This window comes from Shigella sonnei (assembly GCF_002950395.1).
In the GTDB taxonomy this organism is placed as follows: Bacteria; Pseudomonadota; Gammaproteobacteria; order Enterobacterales; family Enterobacteriaceae; genus ECMA0423.
Genome location: NZ_CP026802.1, coordinates 1,238,455 through 1,261,089, shown reverse-complemented (window position 1 = coordinate 1,261,089; position 22,635 = coordinate 1,238,455). Strand labels below are relative to the sequence as shown.

16 protein-coding genes and 15 pseudogenes are annotated in these 22,635 nt (G+C 49.0%); 21 read left to right on the top strand and 10 right to left on the bottom strand.

The annotated features are described in order from the left end of the window. Positions 1 to 38: 38 nt before the first annotated feature. Genes marB through marR form a run of 3 tightly spaced genes read right to left on the bottom strand, consistent with a single transcriptional unit; the run spans position 39 to position 1,126 of the window. Positions 39 to 257 (bottom strand): multiple antibiotic resistance protein MarB, encoded by a 219-nt coding sequence (gene marB / locus C1P89_RS06675; RefSeq protein ID WP_000803659.1) that lies wholly within the window; start codon positions 255 to 257, stop codon positions 39 to 41. Positions 258 to 288: 31 nt separating this feature from the next. Further along, positions 289 to 672 carry an MDR efflux pump AcrAB transcriptional activator MarA gene (gene marA / locus C1P89_RS06670; RefSeq protein WP_000091199.1) on the bottom strand — a complete coding sequence of 128 codons (384 nt, stop codon included), beginning with the start codon at positions 670 to 672 and terminating at the stop codon, positions 289 to 291. Between the two features lie 19 nt (positions 673 to 691). Then, positions 692 to 1,126, bottom strand: a complete 435-nt coding sequence (gene marR, locus C1P89_RS06665) for a multiple antibiotic resistance transcriptional regulator MarR (RefSeq protein WP_000843419.1) — start codon at positions 1,124 to 1,126, stop codon at positions 692 to 694. A gap of 211 nt (positions 1,127 to 1,337) precedes the next feature. Here marR and marC point away from each other — a divergent pair, with 211 nt between their 5' ends. Continuing rightward, positions 1,338 to 2,003 carry an NAAT family transporter MarC gene (marC, locus tag C1P89_RS06660; protein WP_000885033.1) on the top strand — a complete coding sequence of 222 codons (666 nt, stop codon included), beginning with the start codon at positions 1,338 to 1,340 and terminating at the stop codon, positions 2,001 to 2,003. A 24-nt stretch (positions 2,004 to 2,027) separates the two neighbouring features. Here the strand turns inward: marC and ydeA are convergent, their stop codons facing one another. The 3 genes from ydeA to ptrR all read right to left on the bottom strand — a co-directional run bounded on the left by ydeA (position 2,028) and on the right by ptrR (position 5,441). Beyond that, positions 2,028 to 3,218 carry an L-arabinose MFS transporter gene (gene ydeA, locus C1P89_RS06655; RefSeq protein WP_000210799.1) on the bottom strand — a complete coding sequence of 397 codons (1,191 nt, stop codon included), beginning with the start codon at positions 3,216 to 3,218 and terminating at the stop codon, positions 2,028 to 2,030. A 149-nt stretch (positions 3,219 to 3,367) separates the two neighbouring features. Continuing rightward, positions 3,368 to 4,483: a putative protein YneK gene (yneK, locus tag C1P89_RS06650; protein WP_000258571.1), complete on the bottom strand. Its 1,116-nt coding sequence runs from the start codon at positions 4,481 to 4,483 to the stop codon at positions 3,368 to 3,370. A gap of 76 nt (positions 4,484 to 4,559) precedes the next feature. Continuing rightward, the gene (ptrR, locus tag C1P89_RS06645; protein ID WP_000366499.1) at positions 4,560 to 5,441 is read right to left on the bottom strand and encodes a putrescine utilization regulator PtrR; all 882 of its coding nucleotides are present in this window, start codon (positions 5,439 to 5,441) and stop codon (positions 4,560 to 4,562) included. Between the two features lie 100 nt (positions 5,442 to 5,541). Between ptrR and sad the strand changes: the two genes are divergently transcribed. From sad to C1P89_RS25865, 6 genes and pseudogenes are all read left to right on the top strand, one after another. Further along, complete coding sequence (gene sad, locus C1P89_RS06640) at positions 5,542 to 6,930, top strand: succinate-semialdehyde dehydrogenase (RefSeq protein WP_000156626.1); 1,389 nt, start codon at positions 5,542 to 5,544, stop codon at positions 6,928 to 6,930. Between the two features lie 63 nt (positions 6,931 to 6,993). Further along, entirely contained in the window at positions 6,994 to 7,920 is a 927-nt protein-coding gene (gene glsB / locus C1P89_RS06635) for a glutaminase B (RefSeq protein WP_000257409.1), read from the top strand. Further along, positions 7,920 to 8,279, top strand: a complete 360-nt coding sequence (locus C1P89_RS06630) for a DUF4186 domain-containing protein (RefSeq protein WP_001191027.1) — start codon at positions 7,920 to 7,922, stop codon at positions 8,277 to 8,279. The genes glsB and C1P89_RS06630 overlap by 1 nt, the downstream gene beginning before the upstream one ends. A 138-nt stretch (positions 8,280 to 8,417) precedes the next feature. After that, on the top strand, positions 8,418 to 9,368 hold the full coding sequence (locus tag C1P89_RS06625; RefSeq protein WP_000558022.1) for a sensor domain-containing diguanylate cyclase: 951 nt from the start codon (positions 8,418 to 8,420) through the stop codon (positions 9,366 to 9,368). 226 nt (positions 9,369 to 9,594) lie between these two features. After that, entirely contained in the window at positions 9,595 to 11,043 is a 1,449-nt protein-coding gene (gene uxaB, locus C1P89_RS06620) for a tagaturonate reductase (RefSeq protein WP_000854612.1), read from the top strand. Positions 11,044 to 11,249: 206 nt separating this feature from the next. After that, positions 11,250 to 11,339 (top strand): annotated as a pseudogene (locus tag C1P89_RS25865) (hypothetical protein); the annotation flags it as partial. Here C1P89_RS25865 and C1P89_RS06615 read toward each other — a convergent pair. Next, positions 11,335 to 11,523 (bottom strand): annotated as a pseudogene (locus C1P89_RS06615) (ABC transporter permease); the annotation flags it as partial. The pseudogenes C1P89_RS25865 and C1P89_RS06615 overlap by 5 nt on opposite strands. Beyond that, positions 11,517 to 13,052: pseudogene (gene lsrA, locus C1P89_RS25860) on the bottom strand (autoinducer 2 ABC transporter ATP-binding protein LsrA). The pseudogenes lsrA and C1P89_RS06615, both read right to left, overlap by 7 nt. A 131-nt stretch (positions 13,053 to 13,183) precedes the next feature. Between lsrA and C1P89_RS06600 the strand changes: the two are divergent. From C1P89_RS06600 to C1P89_RS06550, 11 genes and pseudogenes are all read left to right on the top strand, one after another. Further along, positions 13,184 to 13,881 (top strand): IS1-like element IS1A family transposase gene (locus C1P89_RS06600; RefSeq protein ID WP_094096600.1). Its coding sequence is split into 2 segments (ribosomal slippage): positions 13,184 to 13,433 and positions 13,433 to 13,881, totalling 699 coding nucleotides; the frame shifts between segments, so codons are not numbered across the junction. Positions 13,882 to 13,961: 80 nt separating this feature from the next. Continuing rightward, positions 13,962 to 14,909, top strand: a pseudogene (locus C1P89_RS06595) (autotransporter barrel domain-containing lipoprotein); the annotation flags it as partial. Then, a pseudogene (locus C1P89_RS06590) lies at positions 14,909 to 15,007 on the top strand (helix-turn-helix domain-containing protein); the annotation flags it as partial. The pseudogenes C1P89_RS06595 and C1P89_RS06590, both read left to right, overlap by 1 nt. Further along, positions 15,007 to 16,328: pseudogene (hipA, locus tag C1P89_RS06585) on the top strand (type II toxin-antitoxin system serine/threonine protein kinase toxin HipA). The pseudogenes C1P89_RS06590 and hipA, both read left to right, overlap by 1 nt. 183 nt (positions 16,329 to 16,511) lie before the next feature. After that, positions 16,512 to 16,613 (top strand): annotated as a pseudogene (locus C1P89_RS06580) (type 1 fimbrial major subunit FimA); the annotation flags it as partial. Between the two features lie 360 nt (positions 16,614 to 16,973). Then, a pseudogene (locus tag C1P89_RS06575) lies at positions 16,974 to 17,511 on the top strand (fimbria/pilus periplasmic chaperone). A gap of 41 nt (positions 17,512 to 17,552) precedes the next feature. After that, positions 17,553 to 17,741 (top strand): annotated as a pseudogene (locus C1P89_RS06570) (hypothetical protein); the annotation flags it as partial. Positions 17,742 to 17,795: 54 nt separating this feature from the next. Beyond that, positions 17,796 to 18,493 (top strand): IS1-like element IS1A family transposase gene (locus C1P89_RS06565; RefSeq protein WP_237158178.1). Its coding sequence is split into 2 segments (ribosomal slippage): positions 17,796 to 18,045 and positions 18,045 to 18,493, totalling 699 coding nucleotides; the frame shifts between segments, so codons are not numbered across the junction. 10 nt (positions 18,494 to 18,503) lie between these two features. Further along, positions 18,504 to 18,599, top strand: a pseudogene (locus C1P89_RS26245) (FimD/PapC N-terminal domain-containing protein); the annotation flags it as partial. Between the two features lie 54 nt (positions 18,600 to 18,653). Next, positions 18,654 to 19,351 (top strand): IS1-like element IS1A family transposase gene (locus tag C1P89_RS06555; RefSeq protein WP_237158186.1). Its coding sequence is split into 2 segments (ribosomal slippage): positions 18,654 to 18,903 and positions 18,903 to 19,351, totalling 699 coding nucleotides; the frame shifts between segments, so codons are not numbered across the junction. A gap of 15 nt (positions 19,352 to 19,366) precedes the next feature. After that, positions 19,367 to 20,035: pseudogene (locus C1P89_RS06550) on the top strand (fimbria/pilus outer membrane usher protein); the annotation flags it as partial. Positions 20,036 to 20,046: 11 nt separating this feature from the next. On the opposite strand, the pseudogene C1P89_RS06545 reads toward C1P89_RS06550, so the two are convergent. Further along, positions 20,047 to 20,679 (bottom strand): annotated as a pseudogene (locus tag C1P89_RS06545) (IS3-like element IS2 family transposase); the annotation flags it as partial. Between C1P89_RS06545 and C1P89_RS06540 the strand changes: the two are divergent. Next, positions 20,674 to 21,135, top strand: a pseudogene (locus tag C1P89_RS06540) (IS3 family transposase); the annotation flags it as partial. The pseudogenes C1P89_RS06545 and C1P89_RS06540 overlap by 6 nt on opposite strands. A 43-nt stretch (positions 21,136 to 21,178) precedes the next feature. Here C1P89_RS06540 and C1P89_RS06535 read toward each other — a convergent pair. Further along, positions 21,179 to 21,286 (bottom strand): annotated as a pseudogene (locus tag C1P89_RS06535) (transposase); the annotation flags it as partial. A gap of 62 nt (positions 21,287 to 21,348) precedes the next feature. Here C1P89_RS06535 and istA point away from each other — a divergent pair. Both istA and istB read left to right on the top strand, forming a co-directional pair. Next, positions 21,349 to 21,846 (top strand): annotated as a pseudogene (istA, locus tag C1P89_RS06530) (IS21-like element IS21 family transposase); the annotation flags it as partial. After that, on the top strand, positions 21,846 to 22,628 hold the full coding sequence (istB, locus tag C1P89_RS06525) for an IS21-like element helper ATPase IstB (protein ID WP_000544818.1): 783 nt from the start codon (positions 21,846 to 21,848) through the stop codon (positions 22,626 to 22,628). The pseudogene istA and the gene istB, both read left to right, overlap by 1 nt. The last annotated feature ends 7 nt before the right edge of the window (positions 22,629 to 22,635 follow it).

Genomic DNA, 22,635 nt, shown 5'->3' with positions numbered 1-22,635 from the left:
CGGAGATGTCAGGCTCTGTGATCAGAGCCTGACAATAACTACATAGCGTGTTGATTATAATAGGGCACGCCGAGCGCATCCGACTTATCACTGCCAGTACCCATGTGATTTAAATCAAACGGTGGTTGTTCCTGCGATGGGGGAACAACCACGACATTGGCACAAGAAGTAACAACTGGCTGCGTGGTTTGTTCCGCAACGCCCTGCGCGGAAAAGAGAATAAGCGCAGCTGCTATTGCGGATGAAAGTGGTTTCATGATTGCCTCAGTGACGTTGTCACGTTATCAACTAGCTATTGTAATGATTTAATGGATGTAAAAAGCGCGATTCGCCCTGCATATTGGTCATCCGGTATTTATGCGGCGGAACATCAAAGTAATTTTTGAAGGTTCGGGTCAGAGTTTGTTGCGACTCGAAGCCATATCGTTCTGCCAGATAGAGTATCGGCTCGTTACTTTCCTTCAGCTTTTGCGCGATTTCCGTCATCTTACGGCTGCGGATGTATTGGCCTAATGAATGACCGGTTTCTTTTTTAAACATCCGTTGCAGGTGCCATTTGGAGTAACCCGAACGCTCTGACACTTTCTCCAGTGACAGTGGCGATTCCAGGTTGTCCTCGATCCAGTCCAAAATGCTATGAATGGTAATAGCGTCAGTATTGCGTCTGGACATCGTCATACCTCTTTTTTGTTTACGGCAGGACTTTCTTAAGCAAATGCTCAAGTGTTGCAACTTCGTCCGCCGTCAGGTTTTTTGTTAATTCTTGATGCAGGTCCTGGCCAACTAATTGATGGCATTGTTCGCATATTGCCGCGCCGCTGGTGGTAAGTTTTACCAGTACGCCGCGCTTATCATTCGGGTTCGGCAACCTTTCAACCCAGCCTTTACAGACCAGGCGATCCAGCATACGGGTCAGTGCTCCCAGGTCGACCGACAACACTTTTTTCAGTTCAACCGGAGTAATACACGCCGCGCAGCGGATAGAGCAGAGCACCTTAAACTGTGCCGCGGTAATATCCAGCGGAGACAGATACTCGTTAAGCAGACGATCTTTCTTCTGATTAACCATATGGATTAAGCGACCCAATGGAATAATTTCATTGAACAGATCGCTGGTACTTTTCACATTAGTTGCCCTGGCAAGTAATTAGTTGCAGAGGATAATATTGCCCAGGCAAGTATAAGTCAAATGAATGAATTGACCGATGCCACGTTTTGCTAAATCGGTTCAAGTTTTGGTCAATGCGATGCAAGGTTAGCTAAAGAGTGACACTTTATCCTTGTTTACCCCTTATACTTTTCGCTGATAACCCAGATACACAGGATAACAACCACCAATGTTAGATTTGTTTAAAGCAATTGGCCTGGGGCTGGTGGTGTTGCTGCCGTTAGCTAACCCATTAACAACTGTCGCGCTATTTCTTGGCCTGGCAGGCAACATGAACAGTGCCGAACGTAATCGTCAGTCGTTGATGGCCTCGGTGTACGTATTTGCCATCATGATGGTGGCGTATTACGCCGGGCAACTGGTGATGGATACATTTGGCATTTCGATTCCCGGTCTGCGAATTGCAGGCGGCTTAATCGTCGCGTTTATCGGTTTTCGGATGCTCTTTCCGCAACAGAAAGCGATTGATTCACCGGAGGCGAAAAGCAAGTCGGAAGAGCTGGAAGATGAACCCAGTGCCAATATTGCCTTTGTGCCGCTAGCAATGCCAAGTACCGCTGGTCCGGGAACCATAGCGATGATTATTAGCTCGGCGTCCACAGTGCGTCAGAGTTCAACCTTCGCTGATTGGGTACTGATGGTTGCGCCGCCGCTGATCTTTTTCCTGGTGGCGGTTATTTTGTGGGGAAGCCTACGCAGCTCCGGCGCAATTATGCGGCTGGTGGGCAAGGGTGGCATTGAAGCGATCTCCCGTCTGATGGGATTCCTGCTGGTATGTATGGGTGTGCAGTTTATTATTAACGGCATCCTGGAAATCATTAAAACGTACCATTAAAAAAGGCCCGAATGGGCCTTTCAACTATTGCGTCTGTTCTTCGAGTGTCACTGGCCAGCGGCGAAATATAATGATTGACCATATTAACGCGGCAAAAGCAGGCACCGCGCCCACATAACCAATCATCGACATTGACCAGTGCAAACTCACCTGATTACCTACCAACGCACCCGCCCCGATTCCAATATTAAATATGCCGGAGAATAGCGCCATCGCGACGTCGGTAGCATCTGGTGCCAGCGCCAGCACTTTAACCTGCATACCAAGCCCGATGATCATCATCGCGATCCCCCAGAAAATACTCAGCACCCCGAGGTGTATTTCACTGTTCGCCGCAGGTAGCAGCAGTGCCAGACACACCAGCAACAGCGCAATCGCCGTACTCACCAACGCAGACGCATACTGATTACCCAGTTTACCGAAAATCACGCTGCCAATAATGCCCGCACCACCGAGTAATAACAGTAATGCCGTGGCAAAGTTGGCGCTGAATCCCGCAATGTTTTGCACAAAAGGCTCGATATAGCTGTATGCCGTGTAATGGGCGGTGACAACCACCACAGTTAACAAATAAATGCTCATCAATGCCGGGCGGCGGAACAATAGCGGGAGGCTTTTCAATGAACCGGAATGCTCACTGGGCAGTAAGGGAAGTAACTTAATCAGGCACAAAAGGGTGATAAGCGCCCCAATACCAATCGCGAAGAAGGTCATTCGCCAACCGAAATACTGCCCCACAATGCGCCCGAGAGGTAAACCTAAGACCATCGCCAGTGCTGTACCGGTGGCAATTAAACTCAAGGCCTGTGCCCGCTTCCCGGCCGGAGCCATACGGATCGCCAGAGACGCCGTAATCGACCAGAAAATCGCATGTGCAAAAGCCACACCAATGCGACTGATCACCAGAACGGTAAAGCTCCACGATAAAAACGACAGTACGTGGCTGGCAATAAACACCACAAACAGGCAGATCAGTAATTTGCGCCGTTCAACCTGACTGGTCATTAACATAAAAGGCAATGACATTAGCGCTACTACCCATGCGTAAATGGTCAACATGATGCCGACCTGAGCGGTTTGCATGTGAAAACTTTGCGCAATGTCAGAGAGCAGGCCAACAGGGACAAATTCGGTGGTGTTGAAGATGAAGGCGGCGACTGCCAGCGTAACGACCCGTAGCCACGCCACTTTGCGGGAAACAGTGTTTGTTGTCATAACAGATTATCGGGTGAGTTGCGAAAAAGTGATGAAATGATCTTAAAACGGTTAATGATGTGAATACAATGTATTTGTGATCTGGATCGCGTTTTCCGTTTCTCTGACGCTGATTCTGTTCCGCGTCAGAGAGTCGGTAACATCACGGTTTAATGACGTTCAGGGAGGTCTGGCGTTTTGGAGGTTGCGGGTATAGGTGGTCTGACAGGGGAGCGAGGCCTGTTTTTCACCAGGTCTTCGTGAGTAACTTTTGGCGGTGTTTCATTTTTTACAAACAGTTCGAGGGTCCTGCGCGCCATATGCTTGATAATTTTATCATCACTTAATGATGCTGGCATCAACACGTCATTCAAATCACTTTCATTGGGATTCATAAATTGGTGATAGTGCAATAACATATTGGCGAAAAATAAAAACAAGTCCTGAAAATGAGGAGATTCTTGTTCTGCTAAAAGGAATAAAAAGCAGATGCAGACTTCGGGTAGTACATGTTTGTTAGAACCTAATGAATCCATCAGGCTTTGCAATAAATCCTCTTTTAATTCGCTGTCCGTTATGTCGAGAATGGCGGTGATCAAGTTAGGATCTTTATTGACGAACCATCTGTGAACCTCAGAGTTATTCCATAATCGGGGGAGTATGACAAAATTACCGCGAGAGATAAAATTCAGGACAAGCAAATCAAACTGGCGTAAGTAATCTGCAGCGGTATGGTGATCCGGAGGCAGGGGTTCAATATGTGGTGTATGCGCTATTTTGATCGGAACGCCAGGGTTGAACATTGGAAATTGTTCAATAAAATCATTCAGAAAAAGAAAGAGCACACGCTCGACGCCGGTCTGAAATACGCGCCCCATAGTGACAGGCTTTGGGTTGGGAGCGCAAAAAATATTAATTTCTCCATCATGGCGAAAATTATCTAAATAAATAGGGCTTAAATTTATTACTACCTGAAATTCAATATTTTCTTTGTGTCTTCCATTCTTGACGGGATAAGTGAGTTTAAACTGAACCTTTTCATTGTATAGCGTGTCGTTACCCCGGAAAGAAGTCCTCTGAATATATGATAAGTTATCAAGGTTATTAAATATCTTTTTTGTGGCTGAGTTGATGTTTAAAGACGTGCGCCACTCTTCATCACATATTATTGTACTTAGCGCATCAATAAAGTCCTTTAAAACTTCTTTTACCTGTGGTGCAATATTACGAACGGGAAAATCATCAGGAAGAGATATGTAATTGCTGATGCTTACTGGCGTAACCATATTTGCCCCATATAGTCATAAGTCATCGGAACATCACTATATAGAGCATATTAGCCGCAAGAACTATCAAAATAGTTCATTGGTAACTCTGTTTTGCCGAGTCAGACACATCCAGTAGTTGAATAAATGCCTCAAGCGGACGCGTTTTCGCACCGCGACGCCAGACCAGCCAGGTTGTTAACCAACGCCATTGCTCAGCTAACGGCCACGCTTCAACCTGGTGATGCCCCGGCATACTTTCCAGCATAGAGCGTGGAATAAGCGCAATGCCTGCTCCTGCGACCACACAGGCCAACATCCCGTGATACGACTCCATCTCGTGAATAGTTCCCGGAGCGGCACCGTCAGCATGAAACCAGCTCTCGAAGTGGCGACGATACGAACAATTGGTGCGGAAGGCATAAATGTTACTGCCGTTAACCTGACTGGCGCGGATTACTGGCGCATGACCTTGTGGCGTGACGATCATCAGCTCCTCGCGGTATACCGGTATCCCGTCAATGGCAGTATGGTTAATGGGCCCATCAATAAATGCCGCATTCAGTTTTCCCTCCAGCACTCCTTCCAGCATAGTGCCGGAAGGGCCGGTGGAAAGTGAAAACTGAATTTTGGGATAACGATGGTTGAATTCCGCCAGCGTGGCCGGAATGCGCACTGCTGCGGTGCTTTCCAGCGAACCAAGAGAAAATAAACCTTGCGGCTCATCGCCAGCGACAACGCTCCGCGCTTCATCCACTAACGCGAGAATTTGTTGGCTATAGCGTAAAAAGTTATGCCCGGCAGGAGAGAGACGTAAACGCTGATTCTCGCGAATAAACAGATCTACCCCCAGTTCTGTTTCCAGCTGGCGTAGACGGGTAGTGAGATTCGACGGTACGCGATGCACTTTTGCTGCAGCCTGGGTAATGCTGCCAGCTTCGGCAACCGCGTTGAACATCTCCAGTTGGGTCAGATCCATAACATTCTCGATTCGTGAATAAGTGGCTTAATATTATTCATTTTAAAGCAAGAGTAAATCTGCGTATCTTCATACCATGACTCATAAAGGAGATACCCCGATGACCATTACTCCGGCAACTCATGCAATTTCAATAAATCCTGCCACGGGTGAACAACTTTCTGTGCTGCCGTGGGCTGGCGCTAACGATATCGAAAACGCACTTGAGCTGGCGGCAGCAGGCTTTCGCGACTGGCGCGAGACAAATATAGATTATCGTGCTGAAAAAATGCGTGATATCGGTAAGGCTCTGCGCGCCCGTAGCGAAGAAATGGCGCAAATGATCACCCGCGAAATGGGCAAACCAATCAACCAGGCGCGCGCTGAAGTGGCGAAATCGGCGAATTTGTGTGACTGGTATGCAGAACATGGTCCGGCAATGCTGAAGGCGGAACCTACACTGGTGGAAAATCAGCAGGCGGTTATTGAGTATCGACCGTTGGGGACGATTCTGGCGATTATGCCGTGGAATTTTCCGTTATGGCAGGTGATGCGTGGCGCTGTTCCCATCATTCTTGCAGGTAACGGCTACTTACTTAAACATGCGCCGAATGTGATGGGATGTGCTCAGCTCATTGCCCAGGTGTTTAAAGATGCGGGAATCCCGCAAGGCGTATATGGCTGGCTGAATGCCGACAACGACGGTGTCAGTCAGATGATTAAAGACTCGCGCATTGCTGCTGTCACGGTGACCGGAAGTGTTCGTGCTGGAGCGGCTATTGGCGCACAGGCTGGAGCGGCACTGAAAAAATGCGTACTGGAACTGGGCGGTTCGGATCCGTTTATTGTGCTTAACGATGCCGATCTGGAACTGGCGGTTAAAGCGGCGGTAGCCGGACGTTATCAGAATACCGGACAGGTATGTGCAGCGGCAAAACGCTTTATTATCGAAGAGGGAATTGCTTCTGCATTTACCGAACGTTTTGTGGCAGCTGCGGCAGCCTTGAAAATGGGCGATCCCCGTGACGAAGAGAACACTCTCGGACCAATGGCTCGTTTTGATTTACGTGATGAGCTGCATCATCAGGTAGAGAAAACCCTGGCGCAGGGTGCGCGTTTGTTACTGGGCGGGGAAAAGATGGCTGGGGCAGGTAACTACTATCCGCCAACGGTTCTGGCGAATGTTACCCCAGAAATGACCGCGTTTCGGGAAGAAATGTTTGGCCCCGTTGCGGCAATCACCGTTGCGAAAGATGCAGAACATGCGCTGGAACTGGCTAATGATAGTGAGTTCGGCCTTTCAGCGACCATTTTTACCACCGACGAAACACAGGCCAGACAGATGGCGGCACGTCTGGAATGCGGTGGGGTGTTTATCAATGGTTATTGTGCCAGCGACGCGCGAGTGGCCTTTGGTGGCGTGAAAAAGAGTGGCTTTGGTCGTGAGCTTTCCCATTTCGGCTTACACGAATTCTGTAATATCCAGACGGTGTGGAAAGACCGGATCTGACGCGACATATTCAGCTCTGATATACTCGCAGGTCTTTTCAGACCTGCGGTCCAGGAGTAGAAAGTGGCAGTCGCCATGGATAATGCAATTTTAGAAAACATCTTGCGGCAAGTGCGGCCGCTCATTGGTCAGGGTAAAGTCGCGGATTATATTCCGGCGCTGGCTACAGTAGACGGTTCCCGATTGGGCATTGCTATCTGTACCGTTGACGGACAGCTTTTTCAGGCCGGAGACGCGCAAGAACGTTTTTCCATTCAGTCTATTTCCAAAGTGCTGAGTCTCGTTGTCGCCATGCGTCATTACTCCGAAGAGGAAATCTGGCAACGCGTCGGCAAAGATCCGTCTGGATCACCGTTCAATTCTTTAGTGCAACTGGAAATGGAACAGGGTATTCCGCGTAATCCGTTTATTAATGCTGGTGCGCTGGTGGTCTGCGATATGTTGCAAGGGCGATTAAGCGCACCACGGCAACGTATGCTGGAAGTCGTGCGCGGCTTAAGCGGTGTGTCTGATATTTCATACGATACGGTGGTAGCGCGTTCCGAATTTGAACATTCCGCGCGAAATGCGGCTATCGCCTGGCTGATGAAGTCGTTTGGCAATTTCCATCATGACGTGACAACCGTTCTGCAAAACTACTTTCATTACTGCGCTCTGAAAATGAGCTGTGTAGAGCTGGCTCGGACGTTTGTCTTTCTGGCTAATCAGGGGAAAGCTATTCATATTGATGAACCTGTAGTGACGCCAATGCAGGCGCGGCAAATTAACGCGCTGATGGCGACCAGTGGTATGTACCAGAACGCGGGGGAGTTTGCCTGGCGGGTGGGACTACCGGCGAAATCTGGCGTTGGTGGCGGTATTGTGGCGATTGTTCCGCATGAAATGGCCATCGCAGTCTGGAGTCCGGAACTGGATGATGCAGGTAACTCGCTTGCGGGTATCGCCGTCCTTGAACAATTGACGAAACAGTTAGGGCGTTCGGTTTATTAATGCAGTCTCTCGATCCACTCTTCGCGCGTTTATCCCGTTCAAAATTTCGCTCTCGCTTTCGTCTGGGCATGAAAGAGCGTCAGTATTGCCTGGAGAAAGGCGCGCCAGTCATCGAACAACATGCGGCGGATTTTGTCGCTAAACGTCTTGCTCCGGCATTACCGGCTAATGACGGTAAGCAAACCCCCATGCGCGGGCATCCGGTGTTTATCGCTCAGCACGCCACCGCGACCTGCTGTCGCGGTTGTCTGGCTAAGTGGCATAACATTCCGCAGGGTGTTTCGTTAAGCGAAGAACAACAACGTTATATCGTGGCGGTAATCTATCACTGGCTGGTTGTACAGATGAATCAGCCATGAGAATTGCGGAAAACGATAAAATAGCATTCCCAGGGTACCTTTATTTGCCGCCGCTGTTAGCGAACATGCTATCCTTTATGAGAATTTACTTATTACGTTGAGATAATTGCCACCCGCAATTGTATGGACAGATAATTAATGCATGTACACCCCATTTCAACTTTCCGTTTGTTCCAGGAAGGTCATCTGCTACGTAATAGCATCGCTATTTTTGCGCTAACCACGCTGTTCTATTTTATTGGTGCAGAGTTACGGCTGGTTCACGAACTTTCTCTTTTCTGGCCGCTGAATGGCGTAATGGCGGGGGGGTTTGCCCGCTATGTCTGGCTTAATCGACTGCATTACTATGCGATCAGTTATGTGGCGATGCTGGTTTATGATGCCATAACCACCGAATGGGGACTGGTTTCACTGGTTATCAATTTCTCCAATATGATGTTTATTGTTACCGTCGCCTTACTGGTCGTGCGGGATAAGCGTCTGGGGAAAAATAAGTATGAGCCAGTAAGTGCCTTACGGCTATTTAATTACTGTCTGATTGCCGCATTATTATGCGCTATTGTCGGGGCGATTGGTTCGGTCAGTATTGATAGTCTGGATTTCTGGCCTTTGCTTGCGGACTGGTTCAGTGAGCAATTCTCAACGGGCGTGTTGATCGTGCCTCTGACGGTCATGCTGCTTGATATCGACTATTTCAAAAGCATTAACGATAACTATGGACATGAATGTGGCGATAAAGTGTTAAGCGTGTTTGCCCGGCATATTCAGAAGATTGTCGGTGATAAGGGGCTGGTGGCGCGCATGGGCGGCGAAGAATTTGCTGTTGCAGTGCCGTCGGTGAATCCTGTCGATGGTCTGCTAATGGCGGAAAAAATCCGTAAAGGCGTTGAACTGCAACCATTCACCTGGCAACAAAAAACGCTTTATCTCACGGTAAGTATTGGCGTCGGTAGTGGTCGCGCATCGTACCGAACGCTGACCGATGATTTTAATAAATTGATGGTCGAAGCCGATACGTGTCTGTATCGCTCGAAGAAAGATGGGCGCAACCGTACCAGCACTATGCGTTACGGTGAGGAAGTTGTCTGACATCTTTATTCATTCCGCGCGATTTGAATGCAATGTGTTCTACCACTTTATGATCCAGGAAAAGGCGTATTTCCTCGATTAAACCATGATCCGCGCCACACTTTTCTCATAAAACTGCTCATTAATCATCAGGAGTTGATCAAAACAGGGGTTCGGCGTATTAAAGTTTGCTAACCTGTCGTACCAATTCAAACAGGTTGTATGACTAATCAGAAGGGAACCCATTGTGAAAACACTAAATCGTCGCGATTTTCCCGGTGCACAGTATCCAGAACGTATCATTCAGTTTGGTGAAGGTAACTTCCTGCGCGCCTTTGTTGACTGGCAAATCGATCTCCTGAATGAGCACACCGATCTGAATTCTGGCGTGGTCGTTGTTCGTCCGATTGAAACTTCATTCCCGCCGTCACTGAGCACGCAGGATGGTCTGTATACCACCATTATCCGTGGCCTGAATGAGAAGGGGGAAGCGGTCAGCGACGCGCGTCTGATTCGCTCGGTTAATCGTGAAATCAGCGTCTACAGTGAATACGATGAATTCCTGAAACTGGCGCACAACCCGGAAATGCGCTTTGTTTTCTCTAACACCACCGAAGCGGGGATCAGCTACCATGCGGGCGATAAATTCGATGACGCGCCAGCGATAAGCTATCCGGCAAAACTGACCCGTCTGCTGTTCGAACGCTTTAGCCATTTCAACGGTGCGCTGGATAAAGGTTGGATCATCATCCCGTGTGAGTTGATCGACTACAATGGCGACGCGTTGCGTGAACTGGTGCTGCGCTATGCGCAAGAGTGGGCACTGCCAGAAGCATTTATTCAATGGCTGGATCAGGCTAACAGCTTCTGTTCTACGCTGGTGGACCGTATCGTTACCGGTTATCCGCGCGATGAAGTGGCTAAACTGGAAGAAGAACTGGGTTATCACGATGGTTTCCTCGACACCGCTGAACACTTTTACCTGTTTGTGATTCAGGGGCCGAAATCCTTAGCGACTGAGCTGCGCCTGGACAAATATCCGCTCAACGTGCTGATTGTTGACGATATTAAACCGTATAAAGAACGCAAAGTGGCAATCCTCAACGGTGCGCACACCGCGCTGGTGCCGGTGGCGTTCCAGGCAGGGCTGGATACCGTAGGTGAAGCGATGAACGATGCTGAAATTTGCGCATTCGTTGAAAAAGCCATCTACGAAGAAATTATTCCGGTACTGGATTTGCCTCGTGATGAACTGGAATCTTTCGCCAGTGCAGTCACCGGGCGTTTCCGTAACCCGTATAAGCATCAGCTGCTGTCTATCGCGCTCAACGGTATGACCAAGTTCCGCACCCGCATCCTGCCGCAGCTGCTGGCAGGGCAGAAGGCAAACGGCACACTTCCGGCGCGCCTTACTTTCGCATTAGCGGCATTGATTGCGTTCTATCGTGGTGAGCGTAACGGAGAAACATATCCGGTACAGGACGATGCACACTGGCTGGAACGTTATCAGCAACTCTGGAGCCAGCATCGTGACCATGTTATCGGTACCCAGGAACTGGTAGCGATTGTGTTGGCAGAAAAAGACCACTGGGAGCAGGACCTGACGCAAGTGCCTGGTCTGGTCGAGCAGGTTGCTAATGACCTGGATGCGATTCTTGAAAAAGGGATGCGCGAAGCTGTACGTCCGTTGTGCTAATAACACCGTTACTTCTGAACCCGGTTTTGACCGGGTTTCTTATTTCACTATATTAGTTACAACATCCTATGTGCCTTTATCATTAACAGATGCCACATGCAGCGCCTGTTAATGTTGTAAGCTTGTAGGTAATTTGTAAGTAGCGTCTTGAGAATGTGATCGTAATCACGTTTAATAGGGCGACTTTTTCACGCCTGAAGATAACCATGATTGTTCGTCCACAACAACACTGGCTGCGCCGTATTTTTGTCTGGCACGGCTCAGTATTATCCAAGATATCATCGCGCTTACTACTTTGCGCATAAGCATTACCAGCGTCGCGCCCATTGCCAGCAGGATCAGGATTTGCGCGCTGCTATAAACCATGGTCAGCGTTTGCACACTTAAATACTGGCGGTCGAGAAAACCGGGTAATACAAACAGCAGCACCACCGCCAGCAGTGCCGTGATTTCACGGTTGTTCTGAATAAACTTCAGCATGACGCCTCCTGACGCTGACTATCGCCGAAGGCAACGCGCATAATAGTCTCGACATTAATATCGCGCCCGGTCAGTGCAGAGTGGGTAATTTCGCCCTGATGCATCACATACACACGATCTGCCATCAGTTCGATCTCTTCCAGATCAGAGGAGATAAGCAGCACTGCCACATTCTGTGCGGCGATGCTGCGCAACAGCTGGTAGATATCATTACGGGCCGAGACATCCACGCCGCGCGTCGGCTCATCGACAATCAATGCTTGCGGCGAAGCTTCCAGGCATTTGGCAATCAGGATTTTTTGCTGGTTGCCACCGGATAATGTCCGTGCAGCTTGTTCCGGTTGGTTAAATTTAATATTCAGCGCCCGACGATAACGTTCCAGGGTGGCATTATCTTTCGCGGTTTTCGCCCAGAATCCACGAAGGTTATGAGTAAGGGCGCAGACGTTCTAGGCCAGCGAAGCATCGAGATTCAGTCCGGATGACTGGCGATCTTCCGGCAGATAAACCAGACCGCGCAGTAAACGTTCTCCAGTGGATAATTTATTGATCTCTTTACCATTCAGCATAATGCGTCCGCCACGCAAAGTACGCAGACCATAGAGCGTCTCGGCCAGTTCTGTGCGTCCGGCCCCCACCAGCCCGGCCAGACCCAGAATTTCTCCGGCATTGAGCGTCAGGCTGACATTCCTGAAACCTTCGCCGGTCAGATTTTCTAGTGTCAGCACCGACGTTCCGGCGGCATGTTGTGGGCGGTTGCCAGGTAACTCCAGCCATAATTTTTGGCTGGCAGAGAGCGATTTTTCCCGTACCACTGGCGTGATGGCCTGAATAATGTCATCGGTAGACAGTTCGCTGGTTTTGCCGCTTAAGGCGATGGTTCCGTCGCGCATCACGCTAATTCGATCGGCAATCTGGCGAATTTCCGGCAGCTTATGCGAGATAAAAACAATACCCACGCCAGTAGCAAGCAGCTCTTGCAAGCGACGAAACAAGCGTTCGGTTTCCGCAGGGGTAAGCGAGGCGGTAGGTTCATCGAGGATCAGAATCCGCGAGTCGCGCATCAGGCCGCGGAGGATTTCCACCATTTGGCGATCGGCGACATCCAGCGATCCTGCCAGACTATGCAGATCAAACTAGCAGCCCAGCGCCGCCAGCAAGTTCTTCATTTTCTGCATGGAGAGCTGTTTTTTTGCCAGCCCAAACAGGATGTTTTCTTTTATCGACAGGCTTGGGAAAAGCAGCGGTTCCTGGGGAACGAGATAAATACCCAGCTGATGAGCATGAACTGGCGTTAATCTGACGTAGTTGTTGCCCCCAATCTCCAGCGTACCGCTATCAGCAGGGGTAATACCGGCAATAATCTTCATTAACGTCGATTTACCGGCACCATTGCCGCCGAGCAGGGCGTGGACCTCCCCTTGATGCAACGTAAAATCGATGCCTTTCAGGACATTGACCCCTGAATACTGTTTATAAACCGAGCGGGCGCAAAGTAGCGGTAACGCGCGGGTATCACTCGTTTGCATATTTCCCCCGTTCAGTTTTGCAGGTGAGTTTTGAACAAATGTATTTCTGCTTTTAATTTGTTCATAACCTTAGGTGGGTGATGCTGCCAACTTACTGATTTAGTGTATGATGGTGTTTTTGAGGTGCTCCAGTGGCTTCTGTTTCTATCAGCTGTCCCTCCTGTTCAGCTACTGACGGGGTGGTGCGTAACGGCAAAAGCACTGCCGGACATCAGCGCTATCTCTGCTCTCACTGCCGTAAAACATGGCAACTGCAGTTCACTTACACCGCTTCTCAACCCGGTACGCACCAGAAAATCATTGATATGGCCATGAATGGCGTTGGATGCCGGGCAACTGCACGCATTATGGGCGTTGGCCTCAACACGATTTTACGTCACTTAAAAAACTCAGGCCGCAGTCGGTAACCTCGCGCATACAGCCGGGCAGTGACGTCATCGTCTGCGCGGAAATGGACGAACAGTGGGGCTATGTCGGGGCTAAATCGCGCCAGCGCTGGCTGTTTTACGCGTATGACAGTCTCCGGAAGACGGTTGTTGCGCACGTATTCGGTGAACGCACTATGGCGACGCTGGGGCGTCTTATGAGCCTGCTGTCACCCTTTGACGTGGTGATATGGATGACGGATGGCTGGCCGCTGTATGAATCCCGCCTGAAGGGAAAGCTGCACGTAATCAGCAAGCGATATACGCAGCGAATTGAGCGGCATAACCTGAATCTGAGGCAGCACCTGGCACGGCTGGGACGGAAGTCGCTGTCGTTCTCAAAATCGGTGGAGCTGCATGACAAAGTCATCGGGCATTATCTGAACATAAAACACTATCAATAAGTTGGAGTCATTACCCCTTAGGTGGGCATTGCACATATTTCCGACGAATAGATCACAATTTATGCTATTTTGATTTTCACGGTTGCACATCAACAGTTAATTTGCGTAAATCCTATGGACTGACAACGAAATTCAGTAGATTGACGCTGGGTGTTTTGCTGGCACTAAGCGGTTCAGCGTCTGGTGCGAGTCTGGAAGTTGATAATGGTCAGATTACCAATATTGATACTGATGTTGCTTATGATGCCTACCTGGTTGGCTGGTATGGCACTGGAGTTCTTAATATTTTGGCTGACGGTAATGCCTACTTAACCACTATTACTACCAGCGTCATTGGCGCTAATGAGGATTCGGAGGGTACCGTTAATGTTTTGGGTGGCACCTGGCGATTGTATGATAGCGGAAATAATGCAAGGCCTTTAAATGTGGGTCAATCCGGAACGGGGACGCTGAATATTAAACAGAAAGGTCACGTTGATGGAGGCTATTTAAGACTAGGTTCCTCGACAGGAGGCGTCGGGACGGTCAATGTTGAGGGAGAAGACTCTGTTCTGACGACCGAATTATTCGAAATAGGGAGTTACGGTACGGGCTCATTAAATATTACGGATAAGGGTTACGTCACGAGTTCAATAGTCGCCATTTTAGGATATCAAGCGAACAGTAATGGTAAGGTTATCGTTGAAAAGGGTGGCGAGTGGCTAATAAAAAATAATGATTCCTCAATTGAATTTCAAATTGGTAATCAAGGAGCTGGGGAGGCGACTATTCGCGAGGGTGGGCTGATTACGGCTGAAAATACGATTATCGGTGGCAATGCCACCGGTATCGGAACCCTGAATGTGCAGGATCAAGACTCTGTCATCACGGTACGCAGACTCTATAATGGGTATTTCGGTAATGGCACAGTCAATATTTCCAATAATGGTCTGATTAATAACAAAGAATATTCATTGGTGGGCGTTCAGGACGGTTCCCACGGTGTCGTCAACGTGACCGATAAAGGGCATTGGAGTTTCCTCGGAACTTTTTTAAGATTTTACAGTCGCTTGAACTCTCAATGACGCTATGCGACGCGAAAAATGCCTCGCCAGAAGCAACAGAACAGCAAGATCTGGAGTGGTAATGCCTAAACTTGTCACTTGGATGAACAACCAGCGGGTAGGCGAGTTAACGAAGTTAGCCAACGGCGCGCACACCTTTAAGTATGCACCGGAGTGGTTAGCCAGCCGTTATGCCAGACCGTTGTCACTTTCGCTGCCATTGCAGAGGGGGAATATCACCTCTGATGCCGTATTTAACTTCTTCGATAACCTGTTACCCGATAGCCCGATTGTACGTGACCGGATCGTTAAACGTTATCATGCCAAATCCAGACAACCGTTTGATTTGTTGTCAGAAATAGGGCGAGACAGCGTTGGTGCCGTGACGTTAATACCCGAAGACGAAACCGTAACGCGTCCGATAATGGCATGGGAAAAGCTTACTGAAGCCAGACTTGAAGAAGTATTAACGGCTTATAAAGCAGATATCCCGCTAGGCATGATTAGAGAAGAAAATGACTTTCGCATCTCGGTTGCTGGCGCACAGGAGAAGACAGCACTGCTCAGAATAGGCAATGACTGGTGCATTCCGAAAGGAATAACGCCGACGACGCACATCATTAAATTACCGATTGGCGAAATCAGGCAGCCCAATGCGACGCTCGATCTCAGCCAAAGCGTTGATAATGAGTATTACTGTCTGCTGCTGGCGAAAGAACTTGGGTTGAATGTTCCGGACGCAGAAATCATTAAAGCGGGAAGGGTGCGCGCGTTAGCGGTCGAACGTTTTGACAGGCGTTGGAATACTGAGCGAACGGTTTTACTTCGCTTGCCACAGGAGGATATGTGTCAGACATTCGGTTTACCTTCATCGGTGAAATATGAATCAGATGGAGGCCCAGGCATCGCGCGGATCATGGCGTTTTTGATGGGGTCCAGCGAGGCGCTGAAAGATCGCTATGATTTTATGAAGTTTCAAGTGTTCCAGTGGTTGATTGGCGCAACGGATGGCCATGCAAAAAACTTCTCCGTATTTATTCAGGCTGGCGGCAGTTATCGACTCACGCCATTTTACGACATCATTTCAGCATTTCCGGTCCTTGGCGGTACGGGAATAACATCAGCGATCTCAAACTGGCAATGGGGCTTAACGCATCCAAAGGCAAAAAAACGGCAATCGATAAAATTTATCCGCGACATTTTTTGGCGACAGCAAAGGTGCTGAGATTCCCGGAAGTGCAGATGCATGAAATCCTAAGTGACTTTGCCAGAATGATTCCGGCAGCACTGGATAACGTGAAGACTTCATTACCGACAGATTTTCCGGAGAACGTGGTGACGGCAGTTGAAACCAATGTGTTGAGGTTGCATGGACGGTTAAGCCGAGAATACGGTAGTAAGTGAGATATGGGGTTTGGTCGTTGTTAATGAGCAATCATGACCGGCCAACGACTGGATTCTCCCTTGGTTTATGTTTGTGCGCATAATGTATATTATGTTAAATCATGTCTGAGTGATGCGAAGTGCTTTTCTGGTAGTCGTTATTCGTTCAGATTAGGTGTCCTTGTGATTTAAAGATGTTATCGTGGCACGAATATACTGCCATTCCAGGCTCGTTATATTGCTCTCGGGCAGTCCGTAGCTGGTACTGCAAACGCTGATGCGACCTTCAAAGTTCAATATCTATAATTCAATCTTAAGGTGGCTATACGTCATCTGAAATTGAAACAGGGTGTGTGTGGCATGGCTACGCACACCCGAGCAATTCACCAATGTGAATCTCATTATTAATGAGGAGTGGTTTGTATTTGGAGCGCTATGAAAAATCACATAATATCTAAACTATCAATAAACAACAGTAGTTAAACTTACTGTTATTTAAAATATTTACTTTGTAGCAAGGTTTTCCTATTAAAAGAGAACCAACATTTATTACAAACGCATTAAGTCTGGAAACCCGGCGACTCGCCAATGTATTAGCAACATTAATCGATTGTCTGATGTAACGGTTTTCCCGCTTATCCTCTTAACACATGGAGAATGCATCAGATGCAAACTACGCGTACCCCCTACTCTATTTCCTTTATGGCGACAGTGTTACTTTTATTGCTCTTTGCTTGCCATAGCACCGTTGCCAACGCAGCTGTCGCACTGGAATACGCTGCGGATAATCAACGCTACTAATCATCAGTTACCAGGCGACCGTGAAAGCCTGTTCTGGGTGAATGTTAAAGCTATTCCTGCTATGGAAAAAGACCAGAAGAATGAGAATACATTACAGCTGGCAATTATTAGCCGCATAAAAATGTTTTATCGCCCCACGAACCTGGCAATGGCACCTGAAGAAGCGCCTGCAATGCTTCGGTTTCGTCGTAGCGGTAGCAAACTCACTCTTATTAATCCAACGCCCTATTTCATTACCGTAACAAATATGAAAGCAGGAAATAGCAATCTCCCAAACACCATGGTGCCGCCAAAAGGTGAAGTATCGGTGGATATCCCGCATGCTGCAACCGGGGATATCAGTTTTCAGACGATCAATGATTACGGTGCATTAACTCCGCGTATTAAGGCAACCATGCAGTAAGCCAGTGACCTAATTAATAATAAACTCAATCGGAATTAATAATGACAGCCTTTCGTGCCGCATTTAAGGCATATCGTATGCATCAGGTGTTAATACTGCCTCGCTTTGCACGGCTTACCATTGCCCTTGGCTTAGCAACTGCGGTATTTCCCGTTGACGCAGAGTATTATTTTAATCCACGGTTTTTAAGCAATGATCTTGCTGAATCTGTCGATTTATCCGCCTTTACGGTGATGCTGCCAACTTACTGATTTAGTGTATGATGGTGTTTTTGAGGTGCTCCAGTGGCTTCTGTTTCTATCAGCTGTCCCTCCTGTTCAGCTACTGACGGGGTGGTGCGTAACGGCAAAAGCACTGCCGGACATCAGCGCTATCTCTGCTCTCACTGCCGTAAAACATGGCAACTGCAGTTCACTTACACCGCTTCTCAACCCGGTACGCACCAGAAAATCATTGATATGGCCATGAATGGCGTTGGATGCCGGGCAACTGCACGCATTATGGGCGTTGGCCTCAACACGATTTTACGTCACTTAAAAAACTCAGGCCGCAGTCGGTAACCTCGCGCATACAGCCGGGCAGTGACGTCATCGTCTGCGCGGAAATGGACGAACAGTGGGGCTATGTCGGGGCTAAATCGCGCCAGCGCTGGCTGTTTTACGCGTATGACAGTCTCCGGAAGACGGTTGTTGCGCACGTATTCGGTGAACGCACTATGGCGACGCTGGGGCGTCTTATGAGCCTGCTGTCACCCTTTGACGTGGTGATATGGATGACGGATGGCTGGCCGCTGTATGAATCCCGCCTGAAGGGAAAGCTGCACGTAATCAGCAAGCGATATACGCAGCGAATTAAGCGGCATAACCTGAATCTGAGGCAGCACCTGGCACGGCTGGGACGGAAGTCGCTGTCGTTCTCAAAATCGGTGGAGCTGCATGACAAAGTCATCGGGCATTATCTGAACATAAAACACTATCAATAAGTTGGAGTCATTACCCGCCTTTACTAAGGGACGCGAGGCACCACCTGGTACATATCGGGTCGACATTTATTTGAACGACGAATTTATGACTAGTCGGGATATTACGGTGATGCTGCCAACTTACTGATTTAGTGTATGATGGTGTTTTTGAGGTGCTCCAGTGGCTTCTGTTTCTATCAGCTGTCCCTCCTGTTCAGCTACTGACGGGGTGGTGCGTAACGGCAAAAGCACTGCCGGACATCAGCGCTATCTCTGCTCTCACTGCCGTAAAACATGGCAACTGCAGTTCACTTACACCGCTTCTCAACCCGGTACGCACCAGAAAATCATTGATATGGCCATGAATGGCGTTGGATGCCGGGCAACTGCACGCATTATGGGCGTTGGCCTCAACACGATTTTACGTCACTTAAAAAACTCAGGCCGCAGTCGGTAACCTCGCGCATACAGCCGGGCAGTGACGTCATCGTCTGCGCGGAAATGGACGAACAGTGGGGCTATGTCGGGGCTAAATCGCGCCAGCGCTCGCTGTTTTACGCGTATGACAGTCTCCGGAAGACGGTTGTTGCGCACGTATTCGGTGAACGCACTATGGCGACGCTGGGGCGTCTTATGAGCCTGCTGTCACCCTTTGACGTGGTGATATGGATGACGGATGGCTGGCCGCTGTATGAATCCCGCCTGAAGGGAAAGCTGCACGTAATCAGCAAGCGATATACGCAGCGAATTGAGCGGCATAACCTGAATTTGAGGCAGCACCTGGCACGGCTGGGACGGAAGTCGCTGTCGTTCTCAAAATCGGTGGAGCTGCATGACAAAGTCATCGGGCATTATCTGAACATAAAACACTATCAATAAGTTGGAGTCATTACCGATATTACTTTTATTGCAGATGATAATAACGCAGAACTCATCCCATGCCTGAGTACAGATCTTCTTGTCAGTCTTGGTATAAAAAAAATAGCGTTATTAGACAATAAAGAACATTCGGCAGAAAAACATGTGCCGGACAACAGCGCATGCACACCACTTCAGGATCGTTTGGCCGACGCATCAACTGAGTTTGATGTTGGTCAGCAACATCTGTCACTCTCCGTTCCGCAAATTTATGTTGGCAGAATGGCTCGCGGCTATGTTTCTCCTGATCTGTGGGAAGAAGGAATAAATGCAGGGCTTCTAAACTATAGTTTTAATGGTAATTCTATTAATAATCGTAGTAACCATAATGCAGGAAAATCAAACTATGCATATTTGAATTTACAGAGTGGCATCAACATTGGTAGTTGGCGACTACGCGATAACTCAACGTGGAGTTATAACAGTGGGAGTAGCAATTCATCTGACAGCAATAAATGGCAGCATATCAATACGTCGGCTGAACGTGACATTATTCCCTTACGCTCACGGTTAACGGTAGGTGATAGTTATACCGATGGCGATATTTTTGATAGTGTGAACTTTCGTGGCCTCAAAATAAATTCAACAGAAGCGATGTTGCCCGATAGACAACATGGTTTCGCTCCGGTGATTCATGGTATTGCCTGGATTTGCCCCTATATTTCCAGACATCTGTTATCACTTAACCCATTACAAGCCCGCTGCCGCAGATATTCCCGTGGCGAGCGATAACCCAGCGCACTATGCGGATGCCATTCGTTATAATGCTCGAACGCCTCTGCAAGGTTCTTTGCTGCCGTTAACCCGTCTGGTTTGGGCATGATACTGATGTAGTCACGCTTTATCGTTTTCACGAAGCTCTCTGCTATTCCGTTACTCTCCGGACTCCGCACCGCCGTGTTCTTCGGTTCAAGTCCCAACATCCGGGCGAACTGGCGTGTTTCATTAGCCCGGTAGCATGAACCATTATCCGTCAGCCACTCCACTGGAGACGACGGAAGATCGTTGCCGAAGCGGCGTTCCACCGCTCCCAGCATGACGTCCTGTACTGTTTCACTGTTGAAGCCGCCGGTAGTCACCGCCCAGTGCAGTGCCTCACGATCACAGCAGTCCAGCGCGAACGTGACACGCAGTCTCTCTCCGTTATCACAGCAGAACTCGAACCCGTCAGAGCACCATCGCTGATTGCTTTCTTTCACGGCCACTCTGCCTGTATGTGCCCGTTTCGATGGCGGTACAGCAGGTTTTCGCTCAAGCAACAGCGCATTCTGGCGCATGATCCGGTAAACACACAGGAGGGATGGTTGTACCTCGCTGGCATCAAAGATGTTTATACGTGCGAAATTGTCGGCTACGCCATGGGAGAGCGCATGACAAAAGAGCTGACAGGTAAAGCCCTGTTTATGGCGCTCAGGAGCCAGCGCCCACCTGCCGGGCTAATCCACCACTCTGATCGAGGTTCACAGTACTGCGCATACGATTACCGGGTCATACAGGAGCAGTTTGGTCTGAAAACATCAATGTCGCGTAAAGGTAACTGTTACGACAACGCTCCGATGGAAAGCTTCTGGGGAACGCTGAAAAATGAGAGCCTGAGCCACTATCGTTTTAATAACCGGGATGAAGCCATCTCAGTAATACGGGAATACATTGAGATTTTCTACAATCGTCAGCGTCGTCACTCTCGTCTGGGGAATATCTCCCCGGCAGCCTTCAGGGAAAAATATCATCAGATGGCTGCTTAAAAAAAGAACAAATGGTAGTGTCCGCTATTGCCAGTACACCTCAAAGAGATAATCGGGAAGCGCCTTCACTGATCGAAAGTTGATTTTCAAGAACCGTTCTGACAGCTTCGGCTTTGAACTCTTTAGAGTAACGTTGGGTTTTTCTGCTCATTATTAGCTCCTTCTGATGCCATTCTATTTCAGGAAGGAGTGTCCGTTAAACTCAGGCTACCTCAAGGTAAGGTTGAGCGGATGGTGAAATACCTCAAGGAGAACTTCTTCGTCCGGTACCGCAGGTTCGACAGCTTCACTCATGTCAATCAACAACTGGAGCAATGGATAGCCGATGTGGCTGACAAACGGGAGCTTCGCCAGTTCAAAGAAACGCCGGAACAGCGCTTCGCGCTGGAGCAGGAACATCTGCAGCCGTTACCGGATACAGACTTCGATACCAGTTACTTCGATATCCGCCATGTGTCCTGGGACAGCTATATCGAGGTTGGTGGTAATCGTTACAGCGTTCCCGAAGCGCTGTGTGGTCAGCCGGTATCGATACGAATATCGCTGGATGACGAGTTGCGGATCTACAGTAATGAGAAACTGGTGGCCTCACATCGCCTCTGTTCAGCATCGTCTGGCTGGCAGACAGTGCCGGAGCATCACGCCCCGCTCTGGCAGCAGGTCAGTCAGGTGGAACATCGACCACTGAGTGCCTATGAGGAGCTGTTGTGATGCATGAACTGGAAGTCCTGCTGAGTCGCCTGAAAATGGAGCATCTGAGTTATCACGTTGAAAGCCTGCTGGAACAGGCAGCTAAAAAAGAGCTGAACTACCGGGAGTTCCTGTGCATGGCGCTACAGCAGGAATGGAACGGCAGGCATCAGCGCGGTATGGAGTCCAGGCTGAAGCAGGCTCGTCTGCCGTGGGTCAAAACGCTGGAGCAGTTCGACTTTACCTTCCAGCCGGGCATCGACCATAAGGTTGTCCGGGAACTGGCTGGTCTGGCGTTCGTGGAGCGCAGCGAAAACGTGATCCTGCTGGGCCCTCCTGGTGTCGGAAAAACTCATCTGGCCATAGCTCTTGGCGTGAAAGCGGTGGATGCGGGACATCGGGTACTGTTTATGCCACTGGACAGACTGATCGCGACACTGATGAAAGCGAAACAGGAAAACCGGCTGGAGCGTCAGCTACAGCAACTGAGTTATGCCCGGGTGTTGATCCTGGATGAAATAGGCTATCTGCCGATGAACAGAGAGGAAGCCAGTCTGTTCTTCCGGCTACTGAACCGTCGATATGAAAAAGCGAGCATCATACTGACGTCAAACAAAGGGTTCGCAGACTGGGGAGAAATGTTCGGAGATCACGTACTGGCAACAGCGATCCTGGATCGGCTGCTACATCACTCAACCACGCTGAATATCAAAGGAGAGAGTTACCGGTTAAAAGAGAAACGTAAAGCTGGAGTAGACTGGCCCCCTGAATCTCCAGACAACCAGTATCACTTAAATAAGTGATAGTCTT

Bases quoted from the DNA above. Each gene is read 5' to 3' on its own strand.
- C1P89_RS06630 (WP_001191027.1), top strand. From the start codon at position 7,920: ATGCAGTCTCTCGATCCACTCTTCGCGCGTTTATCCCGTTCAAAATTT.
- ydeA (WP_000210799.1), bottom strand. From the start codon at position 3,218: ATGACAACAAACACTGTTTCCCGCAAAGTGGCGTGGCTACGGGTCGTT.
- sad (WP_000156626.1), top strand. From the start codon at position 5,542: ATGACCATTACTCCGGCAACTCATGCAATTTCAATAAATCCTGCCACG.
- C1P89_RS06625 (WP_000558022.1), top strand. From the start codon at position 8,418: ATGCATGTACACCCCATTTCAACTTTCCGTTTGTTCCAGGAAGGTCAT.
- marB (WP_000803659.1), bottom strand. From the start codon at position 257: ATGAAACCACTTTCATCCGCAATAGCAGCTGCGCTTATTCTCTTTTCC.
- ptrR (WP_000366499.1), bottom strand. From the start codon at position 5,441: ATGGATCTGACCCAACTGGAGATGTTCAACGCGGTTGCCGAAGCTGGC.
- marA (WP_000091199.1), bottom strand. From the start codon at position 672: ATGTCCAGACGCAATACTGACGCTATTACCATTCATAGCATTTTGGAC.
- yneK (WP_000258571.1), bottom strand. From the start codon at position 4,483: ATGGTTACGCCAGTAAGCATCAGCAATTACATATCTCTTCCTGATGAT.
- istB (WP_000544818.1), top strand. From the start codon at position 21,846: ATGCATGAACTGGAAGTCCTGCTGAGTCGCCTGAAAATGGAGCATCTG.
- marC (WP_000885033.1), top strand. From the start codon at position 1,338: ATGTTAGATTTGTTTAAAGCAATTGGCCTGGGGCTGGTGGTGTTGCTG.